Genomic DNA, 18,977 nt, shown 5'->3' on the forward strand with positions numbered 1-18,977 from the left:
CTAAAAAACTTACTCTTATTATTTACCGAAAAACACTCTGAACTTTCCATAGAATGCGCGCCCCGCTTTTTGCAGGCTAAAATTGTCAAACAGTTGGGCATCGGTGAAATTCCGACATTCAAATGATACATTATAACGTCCATTCTTCATGGTGTAGGACAAAGACAGATTATGAGAAAACTGTTCCGGCACCATATTCTTTGAATCTTTATCTCCAAGATTCTCCCAGTAAAGAGGAAAATCGTGCTGCCAGTAGCTATCATAGCCGATGCTCAATACATTTCCTTTGACAAACAGGTCATTCCAATAGAAATTTGCATGGATATTAGCATAACGATAGGGCAGATTCGGCATACGCACTTTATAGTGCATGCTTTCTTGCAAAGAGGAACCCGCCAGAAACTTTTCGTAATCACGAGTATCGATATTATTGAATGTTCCTCCTATATCAAACCAACGCGAGAAGCTATAAAGCAATGACAAATTATACCCTTTAGTCCTTACGTGACCGTGGTTCTCATAATATCCGTAGCTTGTTCCTCCAAATACGTCCAATCCTCTTTTTATATAATCTTTTGTATCCCGATATATCAAACCGGCCTCGGCATACAATCCATGCTTGCCAAACTGATGATTATAGCTGAAACTCAAATTGACATTATCACTTCTCTCCGGTTTCAGATTCATTTTGCCAGTTTCAAGGTCTTCATCTCCAAAGAGTTCGTCCGTGGTCGGTAGGCGGAAGGCTTTTTCGTACGAAAATTTCACCTGAAGATCTTTCCATATAAAATAGGTACCTGCCGCTCCATATCCAAGAGCGATTGCCGTATTGGACAGATTGATATAATTGCCTATTCCATCCGTATTCTGCGATACCGGTCCCTTGTTGTATTGCCGGTAATATTTGGCAAATGCCGACACATTCCATCTGTCCGACGGCATCAGACGGTAAGAAAGTCCGCTGACGTTTTTACGTGTGATTTTAGGAATAGAAAAGTCTGTGAATTTGGAAGAAGCACCAATGATAGAACGGCTCGTACGTTCAAAATCACTGATTACATGACTGAAAGTAAATGTATGTGCCTGTCCGATATGATAATTCATCTTCAGCGTCCCATTCCAGTTTCTATTTTTAGATTCACTGTTCTGGTAAGACTGTTCTCCCCGGCTACCTTTTTCATAAAAATCTCCACGCCAGTTGTAAGCCCGCGAAGCGGTATCGACATTGTTGGTGATATTATGATTGTAATTGGCAGTCAACAGCAAATCCAGGTTTTTCACCAGTAAGTTCTTTTTATAATATTCTAAAGAAGGGACCAACGAATGTCCTTGGCGGAATTTTTCACCGAACACGACATCTTGATAAACGCCTGTTTGTATCTCTTTATAGAAATGAGAATAATTGAAGCTCAACGCCAGACGGTCTGCCCATTTCTTTCCTACCAGGCCGATTTTTCCAATCACGGCTTCATTATGATACTGGTCATTAAAACGTTTCAGATGATAAATCTTATTTTTGTCAAGGGGCGGGAAACGTACGCTTCCATCCTCTTTAATCTCAAATTCGCGCACATAAGTGTCTACATAATAATCATTATCCGAAAAGTTTTGAAAAGCATTGACCTCATACATGAAACCATTCTTAAACGTTTGTCCGAAGCGCACGTATGATTGATGAGTATTAAACGATCCGTAAGAATAGGAAGCATCCATAAACCAGTTTCCGGGTTGTTTGTTGGTGACAATATTAACCACTCCCCCAATGGCATCGGTGCCGAATCCTACAGGAACCACTCCTTTATAGACTTCTATACGGTCGGCAAAATTAATGGGAACATTGTTCAAATCGAATGCGGCACCGGCTCCCTCCTGTGGTATGCCGTCAATGAAGATTTTCACATGTTTCCCGCTAAAGCCATCGATATACAATTGCATATCCGACCCCACTCCACCTGATTCGCGGAGTTTCACACCGGGCACTTTAGTCAGTGCACCCGCCAAAGTCTGCGTACTGTTATGCAATTTCTTCGCATCAATGGCTACCGCATTAAAAGCAGACTGATTCACACGACCGACGCCGGATGTCGTGACCAGCACCTCTCCCAGTTCTTTTACCGCCGGCGCAATAGTAACATTTACTTTTATTCTTTCTCCCTTGGCTAATTTAACTTTCTTTTCTACCGTTTGATAACCGATAGCCGAAACGACGAGTGTATATTCGCCTGCTGTAGTTTTCAAATGATATATCCCTTTTTCATCTGTATAGCATCCTTGGTTGGTTCCTTTCAGATAAACTGTCGCAAAATCCACCACTTCTTTTTCTGTGGACATCACTCTGCCCGAAATCAAACTACTACGGTGACGCCCCTGTTGCGAATATACGGATACGGAAAACAAGAATGCCAGAAAAACCAAAAAACATTTATTGCTCATCTCCTTTTTACCTTTTTACTTTATAACCATTTCATTGCTCTAAAAGCGATGCAAAGGTAAGCAGAAAAAGAAGTGCCAAACAATCCCTATCTATTGGTAAAAATAAGACAACAAAAATGAGATATATAGATATGTACAATACCTATATATAAGTAAATACTGGATAATTTAAATAAAAAAAGAAAAGAAACCCTACTTCAGCCAACTCGCCAACGCACGTTCCGTTACCTCCCACAACTGCTCTTTCTGCACATGATTCGTGTATTTATCAGACAAATTTTTCCGGTGGTTATTGACATACAGTTGTCCTGTCACACCGGCTTCCTTCTCGTCCAACAGTAAACCGATTGCCGTAGAAGCCCCTTTCTTGGGTTTACGGATAAAAGGACGGAAAAAAATATCCGTCAACGGATCGAACCACTTGTGCATAGTGATGATATCAGTAGAAACAATTCCCGGGTCGGCAGCATTGACGGTAATCCCCTTCTCCCGAAGTTGTTCGGAAAGTTCGAAAGTGAACAACAATAAAGCCAGCTTCGTGTTGCTGTAAACAGATATTCTCCAAAACGTTCCCGTTTTCCCCCTATGAAAGAAATCTGGGAAGTCGAGCTTGCCGATTGCGTATGTACAGGAAACCATATTTACGATACGCGCTCCACGCACCATCAGTGGAATTAATTTCCGGGTAAGCAGATAAGGTCCTATATAGTTCACACTTACTGTTCGTTCGAATCCTTCGGAAGTAGTATGAAAGCCTGTCTCCATTGTTCCGGCATTATTCATCAACAAAGCGATAGGAAGGTTCCTCTCTGAGATCCGGCTGACAAAAGAAATCACGGATTGCATGGAAGATAAGTCAAGAGCCATAACCTCCAAATCCGGGTTTCCGGTTTCCTTGCTCAAACGTTCACGAACAACCTCCGTTTTCTTCGGATGATAACAAGCCATAATGATTCGATAACCGGCTTTGGCTACGGCACGTGTTATTTCTGTTCCCATCCCTCCGTCCGCACCGGTGATGATTGCCCATTTCATTTCACTCATTTTTTCTCCAGTTTATCAATCTCCTTTTGTAAAGAGGAAGGTAATTGTTCTTTCAAATGTTGATGACAAGCCATTTCTATCGTATACATACGTCCTATACAATAATTACTGTGTCCACAGTTGCAGCGTGCTTGTTCTTCCTGCTTCATCCGGTTCACGAATCCCGGTTCGTTGAGCAAAGCTCTCGCCATCTGCACGGCATCAAAACCGGAATTGAGCACTTCATCTATTTTCTGACGGGAAACAAGACCACCGACATAAATCAACGGCGCATCCGGAAGAGCCGCACGGAATTTCAGTGCATCTTCAAGGAAATAGGCCTCTTTGAAGGGTACAGAGGGTATCATCCATTTGCCAAACATACGGACTCCGTATTTCAGCCACCAACAATTCATATAGTAAGACATCGAACGAATCGGCATGGCACCCCTCATTACATACATGGGTGCTTTGCTGACAAAACCACCACTCAACACCAATCCATGAGCGCCAAGTTCCAACAGACGTTTGGCCACTTGTATGGATTCGTCAATCTCCATTCCTCCTTTGAAGCCGTCGCGCATATTCATTTTGACGAAAACAGCCATATCATTGCCTGCCGCTTTCATCACTTCTTCCATCACCATATCCATAAAACGCATCCGGTTTTCGAGCGAACCGCCATATTCATCTTTCCGGCGATTGGTGTAGGGAGACAGGAATTGACTAATCAAATAGCCGTGCCCCGCATGTACTTCAACGGCGTCAAACCCGGCTTTCCTCGCCAGATTGACTGCATTTCCATACGCTTTCGCCATTTCCGGAAGCTCCTCTTTTTCCATTCCACGCACAAACGTAGGAGAATAGAGGTTGAAGCCTGAAGATGCGGATATAGGAGTGACACCACATATATTTTTATGGGACATATTTCCACAATGCCCGATTTGTATACCTACTGCGGCACCTTCATCGTGCACAGCTTTTGTCAGTTCTTGTAAACGGGGAATAATGGACGGACGCAACCACAACTGACGGTCGAAAGAAAGTCCGCTTTGTGTCACGGCGGCATAAGCCACTGTTGTCATACCTACTCCCCCTGCAGCTACCGACCGATGGTAATCCAGCAACATTTGCGTGGGAGTATTCTCCGGACACATGCTCTCAAAAGCTGCCGAACGGATCGTTCGATTCCGCAGCGTCAAAGGGCCAAAGGTGACCGGGCTAAAAAGTTTAGATTCCATAGTAGTTGATATTTTATTTAAGTCATACGTAAGTCATGATGAAAAGCGCCCCTAATAAAGGAAAGGGAACACTCGTTTCCGTTCTCCCACTGCGTCTCCGAATTCTTCGCGGTAACGACACCAAATAGCGTTGGCACGGGGAACAAGGTTAGCAATCGTCCACCAAAGGAAGACCAGACCGGAAAGTGAACAAGTGAGTATCGCCCAACCTGCCCATTCTACTATCTCACCGAAATAGTTGGCGGAAGTGACATAACGGTACATGCCTTTTTGAGGCAGATAATGCCGGGTGTCTCCCGGTTTGCGCAAATGGCGGATGATATAATCCGAATGCCAGTTCAACAGCATACCTGCGAAAAAGAGCAGTGTGCCTATAATAAACCACGGTGAAGTGAACCAATCGGCTTGATACATCGTTTCGGGAGCAAGATAGAAAATCCATTTTCCTTGCATATAGCCATTCAGCAGATTAAAAAGAACTCCCATCGACATGATTGCCAATGGCATCTTACTTTTCCCTTTCAATAGCAAAGGGAAGATGAAAGCACGCTGAAAATAGTGGATTTGAAAGAAGAGGAAGAAAGTGAAAATCACCGGCTCGAACCGACGTTCGGAGTATATCCACATCACACACATCACCACGAAAACCGGAGCTTCCATCAATATCCAGGCTAGTTTATTGGAGATAGCTACGCCCCACGATGCCGTGCGGAAAATACCATATCCGGCTTTCACAAAGTAAAGAGCAATAAAAACAAACAAAGCAATCAGGCTCATCACACCCAGAAACAGATTAAAAGTATTTATATTCATAGCGATCTATTTTGTAACACGCAAAAATAACAAAAAGGAGATAAACGACGATACAAAAAATAGAAAGAATCTGAAATACATTCTTTTACGAACATAAAAAAGGAGAAAATATAAAATTTCCCGGATGCGCGTCTGAAATGATCGGGCACACATCCGGGATTACTTATCTATTTAATAAAAGGATTGGTTATTATCAGCGTTTCTTGATGGGGATATAAGCCAAATCATCAAGTACATTTTTATAAGCCGGGCGGATAATCCGTTTACCGTCGAAGGTCAATTCTTCATTGCGGTGTGCACACCAGCCTACGATACGTGCCATGGCAAACAGCGGAGTGAAGATTTCCTGCGGCAAACCGATCATTTCATACACGAAGCCCGAGTAGAAGTCGATGTTACTGGAGACAGTCTTTCCGTTGTTTTTAACCCGTCCGAAAGTAGCGATGGCACGTTCTTCCAGCAGTTCGAGGAAAGCAAATTCGTTTTCTCTGCCTTTTTCACGGGCAAGGTCGCGAGCCAGTTCTTTCAATAGAAGAGCACGAGGGTCGGAGATGGTATAAACGGCATGTCCGATACCATAAATCAGTCCGGTCTTGTTATACACTTCTTTGTTCAACATTCGGGTGAAGTAAGTGTCTATTTCATCTACACTTGTCCAGTCTTTGATATTTTCTTTCAGATGGTGGAACATGTCGGCAACCTGAATATTGGCACCTCCGTGAAGCGGGCCTTTCAGCGAACCGATACCTGCGGCAATGGCCGAATAAGTATCTGTTCCGGTAGAAGAAGTGACGCGGACGGTGAAGGTGGAGTTGTTACCACCACCATGCTCTGCCTGAAGAATCAATAACAAATCGAGGGTGCGTGCATCCAGTTCGGTATAGTCTTTTTTCAGCATGTACAGGAAGTTTTCGGCAATAGAGAGCTTTTCCTGCGGATGGCGGATATGCAGAGAACGTCCGAAAGTAGCATGACGAAGCATATTATAAGCATAAGCGATGATAGTAGGGAACTTTGAAATCAGTTCAATACTCTGACGCATCAGGTTATCCCGGGAAGTATCATCCGCATTCGCGTCAAAACGATACATTTCGAGTACGCTGCGTGAAAGAATATTCATGATGTTGTTTCCTTCCAACTCGATGATGTTCATTTTCGTTTTCTGTTCCAACGGCATGTTGTCGTTAATCAACTCACGGAAAGAAAGCAATTCTTCTTTATCCGGCAGACGTCCGGAAAGCAATAGGTAAGCCACTTCTTCGAAGCCAAAGCGTTTCTCTTTGATTATAGCGTGAGAAATATCTTCTACATCATAACCGCGATAGAACAGTTTTCCCGGTATGGGTTTCAACCCACCGCCCGGCACACGTTCATACCCTACTACATTACCGATTCTAGTTAAACCTACCAATACACCTGTGCCGTCTTCATTACGCAATCCGCGCTTCACATCAAATTTCGGGAACAATTCATTATCAATCCGGGTAGCTTCTTTCATATCCTCGGAAAGCTTGTAAATCAAATACTCTTTTTTCATCTTTCTTCGTTTTTTATTCGTTACTTCTATTTTTCAATTCTTTCCACGATCTCACGAGTGAAAGCGGAAGTAGAAAGGGAGGTTCCATTCGGCATAAAACGGGCTAAATCGTGTGTAGCGCGAGCATCCAGAAAGCTTTGTTCCAAGGCTTTCTCTATCAGAGCAGCCGCTTCTTTCCAGTTAAAATATTCGAGCATCATTACTGCCGAAAGGATAATAGAGCAAGGGTTCACCACATTTTTTCCCGCAATATTGGGGGCTGTTCCATGAGTCGCTTCAAAGATGGCATGACCTGTCCGGTAGTTGATATTTGCTCCCGGAGCGATGCCGATACCGCCTACCATAGCCGCCAGTTGGTCGGAAACGTAGTCTCCGTTGAGGTTTAAGGTGGCTATCACGGAATATTCTTCGGGAATCAAGAGTGTATTTTGCAAGAAAGCATCCGCAATGCAATCTTTTATCACCAGTCTGCCATCTGCCAAAGCATCGGCAAACTCACGTTGCGCCAGTTCGTAGCCCCATTTTTTGAAACCACCTTCGGTAAACTTCATGATATTCCCTTTATGCACCAGCGTTACGGATGGCAAATGATGGTCGAGCGCATACTGGCAAGCAGCACGTACAAGACGCTCCGTACCCTCACGTGATACAGGTTTCACACCAAAAGAAGAGGTTTCCGAGAAACGGACTTTTGTCACGCCCATTTCGTCTTTCAGGAATTGATAGAACTTTTCTGCTTCCGGAGTTCCGGCTTCCCATTCGATACCTGCATAAATATCTTCCGTATTTTCACGGAACACACACATATTCACTTTCTCCGGTGATTTGACAGGCGACTGTACTCCCTGATACCAACGAACCGGACGAAGACAGACGTATAAATCAAGTGTCTGACGCAATGCTACGTTCAACGAACGGATTCCACCTCCGACAGGAGTTGTCAACGGACCTTTGATTCCTACCAGGTATTCCTGAAAGGTTTCCATTGTTTCATCCGGCAACCAGGAACCAGTCGCGTTGAAAGCACGTTCTCCTGCCAACACTTCTTTCCATTCAATACGACGTTTGCCGTCGTAGGCTTTCCGGATAGCTGCGTCCACTACGGCTTGCATAGCAGGAGTCACTTCGGCTCCTACTCCATCGCCAATAATATAAGGTACGGTAGGCACATCGGGCACCAGCAACGTACCATCTGTTTGCATGGTTATCTTACTCATCTTTTATCTTGCATTTAAAGCAGAACCGGCACGGAACCAAGCTATCTGCTGTACATTATATGTATGTTGCACTTCGAAACTTTCTTTCGTTCCGTCTTCATGATGAAGAATAATCATCAGATTGCGCCCCGGTGCGAAATGGACTAAGCCTGATACGGATAGAAGATCGTGTTCCTGAATCTTGTCATAGTCTGCCTTATCTACAAAAGTAAGAGCAAGCATTCCTTGTTTTTTCAGGTTCGTTTCGTGGATACGGGCAAAACTCTTAGCCAAAATAACACGTACATTGAGGAAACGTGGTTCCATGGCCGCATGTTCACGACTGGAACCTTCTCCATAATTCTCCTCAGCAACAACAATAGACGGAATACCTTCGGATTTATACATCTTTGCCGTACCGGAAACTGTTCCATAAGTATTTGTCGAACGATTCCAAACACGATTCGTTTCACCATTGAAAGCATTGACAGCCCCCATCAGCATATTGTCGGAAATATTCTCCAAATGTCCCCGAAAGCGGAGCCACGGACCTGCCATAGAGATATGGTCGGTAGTACATTTTCCCTGTGCTTTAATCAATAAAGGCATGTTCAGCAAGTCCTGCCCGTCCCATGCCGGGAAAGGAGTCAGAAGCTGGAGACGTTGGGAATCCGATTTTACCCTGATTTCCGTTTTTGCTCCGTGCGGGGCAATATACCCTTCATTTCCCTGTTCAAAACCTTTCAGGGGGAGTTCATCTCCTACAGGTTCGGAGAGTTTCATTTTTTCTCCGTTATGATTCACCAGTCTGTCTTTCAACGGGTTGAAACAGAGATCACCGGCTATTGTTAACGCCATCGTCAGTTCCGGAGAAGCTACAAACGCGTATGTGTTGGGATTACCATCAGCACGTTTGGCAAAATTACGGTTGAAAGAGGTAACGATTGAGTTTTTCCGTGTCGGATCGTCCGTCTGACGTTTCCACTGACCGATACAAGGTCCACAGGCATTTGCCATAATCGTGGCTCCCAGCCGTTCAAAAGCTTCAATCATACCGTCTCTTTCGGCAGTAGCCCGAATTTGCTCCGAACCCGGATTAACAATCAGCGGAGAAGCCACACTCAAATTCTTTTCTGTCACCTGCTTTGCCAAAGAAGCTGCACGGCTCAAATCCTGATAAGAAGAATTGGTACATGAACCTATCAAGCCCACCTCCATTTTACGGGGGTAGCCGTTCAATAACACTTTTTCTGCAAATTTAGAGATAGGGGTAGCGGCATCCGGTGTAAATGGTCCGTTTATATAAGGTTCGAGTTCCGACAAGTCAATTTCAATCACACAGTCGTAATAGTTGAACGGTTCATCGGTCACAATGTCGTCTGCACGAAGGTCTGCATCAACAGATTCTGCCCAATCGACTACACAATCTCTTCCAGTAGCTCTCAAATAAGTAGCCATGCGCCCGTCAAACGGGAACAAAGAGGTAGTAGCTCCAACTTCGGCACCCATATTGCAAATGGTCGCTTTCCCGGTAGCAGAAAGGGATTCGGTTCCGGGACCAAAATATTCGATAATAGCATTCGTTCCTCCTTTTACGGTAAGGATGCCTGCCAGTTTCAGGATTACATCTTTCGGAGAAGTCCACCCGCTTAGTTTTCCGGTCAGACGGACACCGATAATCTTCGGCATTTTCAGCTCCCATTCCATTCCGGTCATCACATCCACGGCATCCGCGCCACCGACACCGATAGCCACCATGCCCAGTCCGCCAGCATTAGGCGTATGAGAGTCTGTTCCCACCATCATACCACCGGGGAAAGCATAGTTTTCGAGCACTACCTGATGGATAATTCCTGCTCCCGGTTTCCAGAAGCCGATGCCATAACGGGAAGATACATCACGGAGGAAATCGTATACTTCTTCATTGGTCAGTCTTGCCGTAGCAATATCCGCCTTTGCACCTTTATACGCCTGTATCAAGTGATCGCAATGCACTGTTGAAGGCACAGCCACCTGATCCTTACCTGCATTCATAAATTGAAGCAAAGCCATTTGCGCAGTTGCATCCTGCATAGCCACACGGTCGGGACGGAAATTCACATAATCCTCTCCTCGTTTGTAATCTTTCAAATCGGCTACATCATACAGGTGAGCATACAAAATCTTTTCGGTCAACGTCAAAGGGCGTTTCAGTATAGCCCGTACGTGTTCTACCTTTCCTTTATAAGCAGCGTAGAAAGCTTCTAACATAGTCACATCATATACCATATTGCTTTTTGTTTTTTTAGTCTATCTATTAAAATAACGAACGGCGTTCGAGTAATGTTTAACAAAATGAAATATTTTTTCTATCCGAAACGAAGATTTGTTACCTTTGCATCTATTATGAGTAATAATCCGAAAAGTCCCATTATAGACCTTCAGCAACAGCAACTCCTCCTGCGAATGGAGTATGAATATGAGAAGGAAGAGTTTAAACGGCAAACCGAAACAATGGGTGTTGCCCGTAAAGTGAAGCGTGGTCTCTGCTGGTATCCTGTCTCTCTTGGTCGAAGTTACTACAATTCGCTGAATCAACTTGTAATAGATATTACACGGACCGAAAATAAAGAAATAGAACATTCCTTTGAGTTCGGACGTCCTGTTTGCTTTTTCCACCAGTCATTTGAAGGAAAAGTGAAGTATATGGATTTCATCGCTACCGTCAGCTTTGCCGACGAAGAACGAATGGTCGTTGTACTCCCCGGAGCGGGAGCCTTAACGGAACTGCAAACTGACGGCATACTGGGAGTACAACTTTATTTTGACGAAACATCGTACCGGACCATGTTCGAGGCACTGGAAGATACGATACGCGCCAAAGACAACCGCCTGGCGGAACTGCGTGACATTTTGCTGGGTACCCAAAAGCCAGGATTCCGCGAATTATATCCTGTCCGCTTCCCATGGCTGAACAGTACACAGGAAACAGCAGTCAATAAGGTGCTCTGTACGCGTGATGTATCTATTGTTCACGGTCCTCCGGGAACCGGAAAAAACGACGACTCTTGTCGAAGCCATTTACGAAACATTGCATCGGGAACCACAAGTGCTTGTTTGTGCGCAAAGCAATACAGCTGTCGACTGGATTTGTGAGAAACTGGTAGATCGGGGAGTCCCCGTGCTCCGCATTGGAAATCCAACCCGGGTCAACGACAAAATGCTTTCATCCACCTACGAACGCCGGTTTGAAAGTCATCCTGCCTACCCGGAGCTTTGGGGAATCCGTAAATCTATCCGCGAAATGGGTAGCCGGATGCGCCGGGGTAGTTATTCTGAACGGGAAGGAATGCGTAATCGCATGAGTCGTCTCCGCGACCGTGCCACGGAGTTGGAAATACAAATCAATGCCGATCTTTTCGACAGTGCCCGCGTAATTGCTTCTACCCTTGTCAGCAGCAACCACCGCCTGCTTAACGGACGTCGTTTTCCGACTTTATTCATCGACGAAGCTGCACAAGCCCTCGAAGCCGCCTGCTGGATCGCCATCCGCAAAGCAGACCGGGTCATCCTTGCAGGAGATCATTGTCAGCTTCCGCCGACTATCAAATGTATAGAAGCTTCCCGTGGAGGATTGGATCATACGTTAATGGAAAAAGTGGTTCAGCAAAAACCTTCCGCGGTCTCTCTATTAAAAGTACAGTACAGAATGCATGAAGACATCATGCAGTTTCCCTCCGATTGGTTTTATCATGGAGAACTGGAAGCTGCTCCGGAAGTACGCTATCGGGGGATTCTTGATTTCGACACTCCCATGAACTGGATCGATACTTCAGAGATGGACTTTCACGAAGATTTTGTAGGCGAAAGCTTCGGACGCATCAATAAGCAGGAAGCCAATCTATTACTGCAAGAACTGGAAACTTACATCGAACGTATCGGCAAAGAGCGGATACTGGATGAAAGCATTGATTTCGGTCTGATTTCGCCATACAAGGCACAAGTACAATATTTGAGAGGAAAAATAAAAGGAAGCAGCTTTTTACGCCCTTTCCGCAGCCTCATCACCGTGAATACAGTAGACGGCTTTCAGGGACAGGAACGGGACGTTATTTTCATCAGTCTCGTACGTGCCAACGAGGACGGGCAAATCGGGTTTCTAAATGACTTGCGAAGAATGAATGTAGCGATTACGCGAGCACGAATGAAGCTTGTTATCTTAGGAGATGCTTCCACCCTTACCAAACATCCTTTCTATAAAAAATTGATGTTGTTCATTAAGAAGGGAGAAAGCTAATAGCCCTCTCCCCTTTTAAACTTGTATAATTTATCCAGCTTAATTATTTTCCGGACGAAGTTTACGAACAGTTACAGCAGTCTGCCACATCTCGCTTTCGCGTAATTGACGGAGCTCCTCGTTTAACTTTTCACGATAATCAGGCTGTGAATTACTATCAATAGAAATCTGTGCTTCGTTACCAGTCTTCACGCTATTATACAACTTTTCAACTACCGGCTTGATAGCATCGTGGAATGGTCCCATCCAATCAAGGGCACCACGTTGAGCAGTAGTAGAGCAGTTAGCATACATCCAGTCCATACCGTTCTTTGCAAATAACGGCATCAATGACTGTGTCAGTTCTTCCACTGTTTCATTGAATGCTTCAGAAGGACTGTGACCGTTTTCACGCAATACTTCGTACTGTGCCAGCAACAAACCTTGGATAGCCCCCATCAATGAACCACGTTCACCTGTCAGGTCAGAAGTAGCCTCGCGTTGGAAAGTTGTTTCGAACAGATAACCTGAACCGATACCAATACCCAGTGCGATGGTTCTTTCGTAAGCCTTGCCTGTAGGATCCTGATAGATAGCATAAGAAGAGTTCAAGCCACGTCCTTCGAGGAACATAGTACGCAAAGATGTACCCGAACCTTTAGGAGCAACCATGATAACGTCGATATCAGCAGGAGGAACTACACCTGTACGGTCGTTCCAAGTGATAGCAAAACCGTGTGAAAAATAAAGAGCTTTTCCGGCAGTCAGGTAAGGCTTGATAGTAGGCCATACAGACATTACTGCTGCGTCAGACAACAGACACATTACAATAGTACCTTTTTCGCAAGCTTCTTCGATACCGAACAAAGTTTCACCCGGAACCCATCCGTCTGCTACTGCCTTATCGTATGTTTTTCCTTCACGTTGACCAACGATTACATTGAAACCGTTATCACGCAAGTTCAGTGCCTGTCCAGGCCCCTGTACGCCATAACCGATTACAGCGATTGTTTCATTTTTCAATACTTCACGAGCTTTTTCCAATGGAAATTCGTCACGGATTACTACAGTTTCAGTAGTACCTCCAAAATTCAACTGTGCCATTTTTTTGTTTTTAGTTTTTGATGACTTACGCCATCCGTTATTAATTGGTTTTATATTCTCACATTTATTCAAATATCACTTTTGAGCGGCAAACAACTTCGTTGCCATTCTTCTTCACTTCTACGTGAAACTCGTTTGAGTTCACTTCATCGCAGAAGAAAGAGAGTTCATCACCAAAATAGCTTTCCGCCACATACGCCATTTCAAAACGGCGGATACGTTTGGTCTTATACAGTTCAATCGGGAACAAATCAAGGATATGTTCGATGTAACGGATGCTGTTTACATGACCGTTGATATCTATATCACTGTATTTTGCCGTCAGGGTAGCTATCGGCTGATCGCTTGTCACTTTGATGCGTGAAGGCTTTTCAATCGGGCAAGGCTCATCACAGACATAATCTACGATACTTCCCCCATGCAAAGTCAACAAGTCGGCAGGCTTGCGGGTATTGAGACTAATCATTGCCCATACGGAACGTGCGTAGCCAATCTTCTTCCCATCCTTATCAATAATAGCAAAATTACGATCAGTAAACAAACGGTAGACATTTTCCACCCACGTCTGAACCGAGAAATTTTCATACTGATAAGGCATTTCATCCAACTCAATGGCCAGACGTGAAAGCACCCATGTGTAATTGTCCTCATTCAACGTTGCAATACCAAAACCACGGTCATTGGCGTGAAAACCCGCACAATTGAGCAGATGATTTCCCAGCACCCCCATAGTCAGACGTCCGTTGAAGTCCACATGGAACGGTTCTGCCACAAACTGATAAGTCCCTATTCTATTTTCTTCACTCATTATTCTTATTGATTTTTACTTTGGTTATACATAGCTTCCCGTCCATCAAGAAACTCATTCACCCGTTCAAAGCAGCTGGTAGTAATCGCTACACGTCCCGAACGAACAAACTGCAAAACACAATTCAAAGCCTTCAGTTCACCATAGAGCGAAGTTATATCTTCGCTCATTCCATTTTTCTCGACAATAGAAAATACCGGATTGACTTCCACTATACGTGCATTGTATCTACGGATTAGCTTGGATGCTTCCGGATTCTCCTGAAAAGCAGGAGTAGACACCTTATATAATGCAATCTCGTGGAAATAAATCTCATCCTCTGTGAAATAATGTGCCTGAATCACGTCGATCTTCTTTTCGATCTGTTTCACTACTTTCTCAATGATATCCTTATCAGTCCAGGCAGTTATCGTATACTTATGTACACCTTTAATAGAAGAAGCAGACACATTCAGACTCTCAATATTTATTTGCCGACGGGTAAATACAGCAGTTACCTGATTCAGCAATCCAGCTATATTCTCCGAATGAACAATGATTGTATATAACGTTTTATCACTCATAATTCTATTTTTTTTAATGCGGACCCTCAACTCTCCATTCTCAACTCTCAACTTCTCCTAGCACTCCAGCAACATCTGGTTTACCGAACCACCCGGAGGAGTCATCGGCAAAACATTGCCTTCTTCCACCACGCAGGCTTCGAGCAGGAACGGACCGTCCGTTGCCAGCATTTCAGCAATAGCTTCCTTCAGTTCTTCACGAGTGAAAACACGCTTGGAAGGAATATCATAAGCCGAAGCCACTTTCATATAATCCGGATTCAACATCGGGGTAAACGAATAGCGACGATTAAAAAACATAGCTTGCCACTGGCGTACGTTTCCGAGGTAATTATTGTTCAGGCAGATAATCTTCACGGGAGCTTTCTGCTCCATAATCGTACCCAGTTCCTGAATATTCATTTGCAGTCCGCCATCTCCCATAAATACGCATACGGTACGTTCCGGTGCTCCGAAAGTTGCCCCGATAGCTGCGGGAAGTCCGAAGCCCATTGTTCCAAGTCCTCCGGAAGTAATGATACTGCGTTCTTTCGTATATTTAAAGTAGCGTGCAGACATCATCTGATTTTGACCTACATCTGTTACCAAAACAGCTTCATGGTGAGTAGCATCACTAACCGCACGTACCACTTCTCCCATACTCAAAGAGTTTGTGGCAGGATGAAGTTCGGGACGGATTACTTTTTCCTCCTCTACTTTCTCATATTCTTTGAAGCTATCAACCCATTCGGTATGAGTGTTCTTTTTCAGGAGTTTCGTCACAGAAGCCAGTGTTTCCTTGCAATCTCCCAATACAGCTACATCTACCTTTACATTCTTATTAACTTCCGCAGGATCGATATCAAAATGAATCACTTTTGCCTGCTTGGCGTAAGTTGCCAAATTACCAGTCACACGGTCGTCAAAACGCATACCGACAGCAATCAGTACATCGCATTTATTGGTATTGATATTCGGTCCCAAATTGCCGTGCATACCCAGCATACCTTTATTTAACGGATGCTCTGTCGGCAAAGCCGAAAGTCCGAGCAGCGTACAACCCGCAGGCATATCCGCTTTTTCGATAAACTCGCGCAATTCACCTTGCGCATTTCCCAATTCAACGCCCTGTCCAACCAATACAAGCGGACGTTCGGCGTTATTAATCAGTTCGGCAGCGACCTGTACAGACTCCGCATCTGTATCGGGAACAGGAACATAACTGCGGATAAAATCGACTTTCGTCGGTTCATATTTCGTTTTCTCCACTTGCGCATTTTTGGCAAAGTCCAGCACCACCGGACCGGGACGGCCACTACGGGCAATGTAAAACGCACGTGCCACCGCCCAAGCTACATCTTCCGCACGGCGGATCTGATAGCTCCATTTAGCGATCGGCTGTGTGATACCTACCAGGTCAACCTCCTGAAAAGCATCTGTTCCGAGAAAACCCGTTCCTACCTGTCCGGCAATCACCACGATAGGCGTACTATCGATCATTGCATCTGCAATGCCTGTTACCGTATTGGTTGCTCCGGGACCGCTCGTCACCAGGCAAACACCTACTTCACCCGATACACGGGCATAGCCCTGTGCCGCATGAGCTGCTCCCTGTTCGTGACGAACCAAGATATGGTTTAATATATTTTGATGATCGTACAAGGCATCGAATACCGGCATGATAGAGCCACCTGGATAACCAAAAATGGTAGTCACTCCCTGATGTTCCAAAGAACGCATCAGAGCCTCTGCACCTGTTATTAAATCTTTCATATTTACGATTTGACTATTTACTATTCAATGATTCTCACCGCTCCCTTATCGGCAGAGCTTACCATACTGGCATACGCCTTCAGGCTCTTCGGTACATAACGGTCACGAGTGACAGGAGTCATCGGACGGGCAGCCAGTTCTTCATCCGTCAGTCGCACGTTGATCTTCCGGGCCGGAATATCGATTTCGATAATATCTCCGTCTACAATCTTTCCGATATTACCTCCAGCTGCCGCTTCAGGAGAAATATGTCCGATACTCAATCCGGAAGTTCCACCGCTGAAACGTCCGTCGGTAATCAAGGCACATTCTTTTCCGAGATGACGGGATTTTATATAAGAGGTAGGATAAAGCATTTCCTGCATACCGGGACCACCCTTCGGACCTTCGTGCGTGATGACGACAACATCGCCACTGATGACTCGGCCTCCGAGGATGCCTTCACAGGCTGCTTCTTGCGAATCAAAGACTTTAGCAGGTCCGGTAAACTTCCAGATACTTTCGTCTACCCCTGCTGTTTTTACTACACAACCGTCTTGAGCAATATTGCCTTTCAATACGGCCAGTCCGCCGTCTTTACTGTAAGCATGTTCCAAGTCACGGATACACCCGTTTGCACGGTCCTTATCCAGTTCCTTATAGTACATACCTTGTGAACCAAGTACGAGATTAAATTTATTTCCGGCTGCGCTCGAATATTTCTTAATTGCTTTTTCGCTTACATTCGGGCTGGTGATTGAATATTCATTAATGGCTTCTGCCAGTGACATTCCGTCTACCCGGCGAACGGATGTATCTATCAAACCGCCCTTTGCCAGTTCGTCCATAATGGCAATGATACCACCGGCACGGTTTACATCTTGAATATGATATTTCTGTGTATTGGGAGCCACCTTGCAGAGACAAGGAGTCTTGCGGGAAAGCATGTCAATATCATCCATCTTGAAGTCTACTTCTGCTTCGTGAGCAACAGCCAACAAGTGAAGAACCGTATTGGTAGAACCACCCATTGCTATATCCAGCGTCATGGCATTCAAGAAAGCCTGACGGGTAGCGATGCTACGAGGAAGTACACTCTCGTCTCCTTCTTCATAATATAATTTTGCATTTTTCACGATCAATTCCGCAGCGTCCTTGAAAAGTTGCGTACGGTTTTCGTGTGTCGCTACAATGGTTCCGTTGCCGGGAAGAGCCAGTCCGATTGCTTCATTCAGACAGTTCATCGAGTTGGCGGTAAACATACCGGAGCAGCATCCGCAAGTAGGACAAGCATTTTGCTCGATATTCGCTACTTCCTGATCGCTAACACTTTCGTCGGCCGATTTAATCATCGCATCGATCAAATCCAGGTGCTGGCCATTCCATTCTCCCGCTTCCATCGGACCACCCGATACAAATACGGCAGGGATATTCAGACGCATAGCCGCCATCAACATTCCGGGAGTGATCTTATCGCAATTGCTGATACATACCATTGCATCCGCCTTGTGCGCATTGACCATATATTCTACGCTGTCTGCAATGATGTCACGTGAAGGAAGCGAGTAAAGCATACCGTCATGCCCCATTGCTATACCATCGTCGATAGCTATTGTATTGAATTCCGCAGCGAAGCATCCCAGCTTCTCAATCTCTGCCTTCACCAGCTGACCGATTTCATGTAGATGTACATGCCCCGGAACAAACTGCGTGAACGAATTGACGATAGCGATAATGGGTTTACCCATCTGATTCTTCTTCATACCGTTGGCTGCCCATAATGCACGGGCTCCTGCCATCCGACGGCCTTGTGTACTAAACGAACTGCGTAATTGCTTTTTCATTTCCATCTATCTTTTAATTAAAGAGCCTTCCTCACACAAGTGAGAAAGGCTCTAAATTCTATCTTCTATGGTACGAACACATACAACACAAAAACCTTTCTCACGCTCTTGATGGGACCACCACGACGCGAATAATATGCAGGACTGCTAGGTTAATAGATGTATGTAACATATTCATATTTTCTTTATTTTCGTACTGCAAAGGTAAGGGCTTTTTTATTATATCCAAACAAATCGAAGAAAAAAAACACTTAAAAGCGAATAATTGTAAGAAAAGAGAGGTGTTATTTCTCTATTTTATCACTTAAAGGTTGAATTTACAACTATTATCTAACTGCACACCTCACTTTCTTTTTCTGACAAAAGCACTTAATAATCTGAAATTTACCCTCCCTATACCGGAGTACAAGCAAATAATTCGTATCTTTG

At 44.7% G+C, this 18,977-nt stretch carries 12 protein-coding genes and 1 pseudogene; 1 reads left to right on the top strand and 12 read right to left on the bottom strand.

What is annotated here, in order from left to right; all coding sequences use genetic code 11:
• Window positions 1–18: 18 nt before the first annotated feature.
• From A4V03_RS13780 to A4V03_RS13810, 7 genes are all read right to left on the bottom strand, one after another.
• Window positions 19–2,433: a TonB-dependent receptor gene (locus tag A4V03_RS13780; RefSeq protein ID WP_065539315.1), complete on the bottom strand. Its 2,415-nt coding sequence runs from the start codon at window positions 2,431–2,433 to the stop codon at window positions 19–21.
• 192 nt (window positions 2,434–2,625) lie between these two features.
• Window positions 2,626–3,477: an SDR family oxidoreductase gene (locus tag A4V03_RS13785; RefSeq protein WP_065539316.1), complete on the bottom strand. Its 852-nt coding sequence runs from the start codon at window positions 3,475–3,477 to the stop codon at window positions 2,626–2,628.
• Window positions 3,474–4,697, bottom strand: a complete 1,224-nt coding sequence (locus tag A4V03_RS13790) for an NADH:flavin oxidoreductase (protein WP_065539317.1) — start codon at window positions 4,695–4,697, stop codon at window positions 3,474–3,476. The genes A4V03_RS13785 and A4V03_RS13790 overlap by 4 nt, the downstream gene beginning before the upstream one ends.
• Before the next feature lie 51 nt (window positions 4,698–4,748).
• On the bottom strand, window positions 4,749–5,510 hold the full coding sequence (locus A4V03_RS13795) for a DUF1295 domain-containing protein (RefSeq protein ID WP_065539318.1): 762 nt from the start codon (window positions 5,508–5,510) through the stop codon (window positions 4,749–4,751).
• Between the two features lie 193 nt (window positions 5,511–5,703).
• Window positions 5,704–7,047, bottom strand: a complete 1,344-nt coding sequence (locus A4V03_RS13800; RefSeq protein WP_065539319.1) for a citrate/2-methylcitrate synthase — start codon at window positions 7,045–7,047, stop codon at window positions 5,704–5,706.
• Between the two features lie 26 nt (window positions 7,048–7,073).
• Entirely contained in the window at window positions 7,074–8,264 is a 1,191-nt protein-coding gene (gene icd / locus A4V03_RS13805) for an NADP-dependent isocitrate dehydrogenase (RefSeq protein WP_065539320.1), read from the bottom strand.
• Window positions 8,265–8,267: 3 nt separating this feature from the next.
• Window positions 8,268–10,511, bottom strand: a complete 2,244-nt coding sequence (locus A4V03_RS13810; RefSeq protein ID WP_065539321.1) for an aconitate hydratase — start codon at window positions 10,509–10,511, stop codon at window positions 8,268–8,270.
• A gap of 54 nt (window positions 10,512–10,565) precedes the next feature.
• On the opposite strand from A4V03_RS13810, the pseudogene A4V03_RS13815 reads away from it, so the two are divergent.
• A pseudogene (locus A4V03_RS13815) lies at window positions 10,566–12,519 on the top strand (AAA domain-containing protein).
• Window positions 12,520–12,558: 39 nt separating this feature from the next.
• Here A4V03_RS13815 and ilvC read toward each other — a convergent pair.
• The 5 genes from ilvC to ilvD form a co-directional block, all read right to left on the bottom strand.
• Entirely contained in the window at window positions 12,559–13,602 is a 1,044-nt protein-coding gene (gene ilvC / locus A4V03_RS13820) for a ketol-acid reductoisomerase (protein WP_065540433.1), read from the bottom strand.
• Window positions 13,603–13,666: 64 nt separating this feature from the next.
• Window positions 13,667–14,410: an acyl-[acyl-carrier-protein] thioesterase gene (locus tag A4V03_RS13825; RefSeq protein ID WP_065539322.1), complete on the bottom strand. Its 744-nt coding sequence runs from the start codon at window positions 14,408–14,410 to the stop codon at window positions 13,667–13,669.
• A 5-nt stretch (window positions 14,411–14,415) separates the two neighbouring features.
• On the bottom strand, window positions 14,416–14,973 hold the full coding sequence (gene ilvN / locus A4V03_RS13830) for an acetolactate synthase small subunit (protein ID WP_004299476.1): 558 nt from the start codon (window positions 14,971–14,973) through the stop codon (window positions 14,416–14,418).
• A 57-nt stretch (window positions 14,974–15,030) separates the two neighbouring features.
• Window positions 15,031–16,725, bottom strand: coding sequence for a biosynthetic-type acetolactate synthase large subunit (gene ilvB, locus A4V03_RS13835; RefSeq protein ID WP_065539323.1), 1,695 nt, complete (start codon window positions 16,723–16,725; stop codon window positions 15,031–15,033).
• A 20-nt stretch (window positions 16,726–16,745) separates the two neighbouring features.
• Window positions 16,746–18,548, bottom strand: coding sequence for a dihydroxy-acid dehydratase (ilvD, locus tag A4V03_RS13840; RefSeq protein ID WP_065540434.1), 1,803 nt, complete (start codon window positions 18,546–18,548; stop codon window positions 16,746–16,748).
• Window positions 18,549–18,977 lie beyond the last annotated feature (429 nt).

The sequence above is a fragment of the Bacteroides caecimuris genome (assembly GCF_001688725.2).
In the GTDB taxonomy this organism is placed as follows: Bacteria; Bacteroidota; Bacteroidia; order Bacteroidales; family Bacteroidaceae; genus Bacteroides; species Bacteroides caecimuris.